This window comes from Helicobacter sp. 23-1046 (assembly GCF_053654635.1).
This window is the reverse complement of sequence record NZ_JBSIUS010000005.1, coordinates 1-1,750: the sequence shown is the minus strand read 5'-3', so window position 1 is coordinate 1,750 and position 1,750 is coordinate 1. Positions and strand designations below refer to the sequence as shown.

The window sequence follows — 1,750 nt, the reverse complement described above, 5'->3', positions numbered from 1 at the left end:
ACCAAATGATATTCTTTGATTGTTTTTTGGTGTAAAATCTTTTCGGTAAATTCTAGTGATTCAAGTGGATTTAGAATGCTTTTAAATTGTGGAGAGTTTTGCAGATTCATAACCGCCACAAGCAAATAAGAGTGCTTAAATTCCTTTGCTTTTTCAAATTCATTTTGCGTTAGTCTTATACCACCGCTAGATTCTCGTATTCCCTTTACCTCGCACAAAAACTCATTTTTGCTAGTCTCCACAAAAAAGTCATAGCCATCGCCATAGAGCCTAGCGTCTGTGATTTTGCCATTTTGTAAAATCTCAATTTCATTAAAATTATGCAAAAAATATAGCTCCGCTTCAAGCCCTGTGCTTTGCATTTTTTTAAATTTAGATTCAAGCAACGGGCTTACTTTGTGGGCTAATTCAATGCGATATTCCTTTTTTAACATAAGTTTTATGATATTTGCAAATCCAGCGACATTTTCATCGCCAAAAAGAGAATCAATCAAATGTTTGCGGTGGATATAGGCATCACCCTTTTGCCACCAGCCTTTGCGCGGATTTTGCGGGAAAAAATAATCAAACAAATCCATTCGATTTTTTACCACACTTGCGGTTTTTACAATGCCATTATCCACGAAAAAATTAAAAAATTCTGTCTTTGTTTTGCACCCAAATTCTTTGATAAAATCATTATCAAACTTTGCAAGTCCATAGCCTAGCAAGTTTAGCAATTCATAATTTTCGTGCTTTTGGCTCATAATTTGTCTCTTTTTGTCTTTTTATTAAAATCAATGCGCTTCACCAAAGGCAAGGTAATCGAATTTCCTGCTTGAATGTAGAGCTTTGAATCTGACAAATTGGGGAGTTTGAAAGATTTTGGGTAGCCTTGAAAATTAAAACATTCGCGCGGCGTTAGTTTGCGAATCCCAAAATCATCTTTAATGATTGGCACATTATGCCCACCTGTGCCCATATTTGCAGTCAGCGTGGGGCAAAGATTTGATTTGTTTTCACGCACATAGATTCGGCGGAGCTGATAAATCGTATCTTTTTTTACCACCGCTTCTTTAAGCCACGCGTAATACTGACTTTTTGGCGTATAGTAAAATTTGTCATCTTGTTTTTTGCAATCAATGCAATTATGAATGGTTTTTGTGAGTTTGATAGGCTTTGGAAAAGCAAATTTAGCATACTTTGGCACTTGGGCTTTATCAAACGCCACGATAAAGATTCGCTCTCTGTTTTGTGGGATATTTGCGTGAGTAGCGGAGTTTAGCACTTCATCATAGATTGCATAGCCCAAATTTTGCAACGCTGTTTTGATAGTGGCAAAAGTCTGCCCTTTGTCGTGGTTTTTTAGGTTTTTGACATTTTCTAAAAAGATTACTTTTGGCTTGTGCTTTTTAGCGATTTTTTCAACTTCAAAAAACAGCGTCCCACGCGAATCAGCAAAGCCTTTTTGATACCCAGCCACGCTAAATGCTTGACAAGGAAACCCAGCGCATAACATATCAAAATCTTGTGGAATCGCGCGTTGTGTGCAATCTTGCGTAATGTCGCCAAAAAGCGGCGTAGTGGGGAAATTTAGCGCGTAAGTTTGTTGCGCGTTTTTGTCAATCTCACTTGCAAACACACATTGCGTTTTATCACTTTGTGCTAATGCAAAATGAAATCCACCCACCCCTGCAAATAAATCGATATATTGCTTCAATGCTTCGCCTTTGCTATTAAAATCAAACTGCGATTATAGCAAACTTTGCCT

Annotated in this window: 2 protein-coding genes; both read right to left on the bottom strand. The window is 37.4% G+C overall.

Annotated elements, in window-relative coordinates; genetic code table 11:
- A partial coding sequence (locus ACWIUJ_RS09080) for a DUF3883 domain-containing protein (protein WP_454170417.1) occupies window positions 1-746 on the bottom strand: 746 nt, incomplete at its 3' end.
- Entirely contained in the window at window positions 743-1,699 is a 957-nt protein-coding gene (dcm, locus tag ACWIUJ_RS09075; RefSeq protein WP_454170415.1) for a DNA (cytosine-5-)-methyltransferase, read from the bottom strand. The genes dcm and ACWIUJ_RS09080, both read right to left, overlap by 4 nt.
- Window positions 1,700-1,750 lie beyond the last annotated feature (51 nt).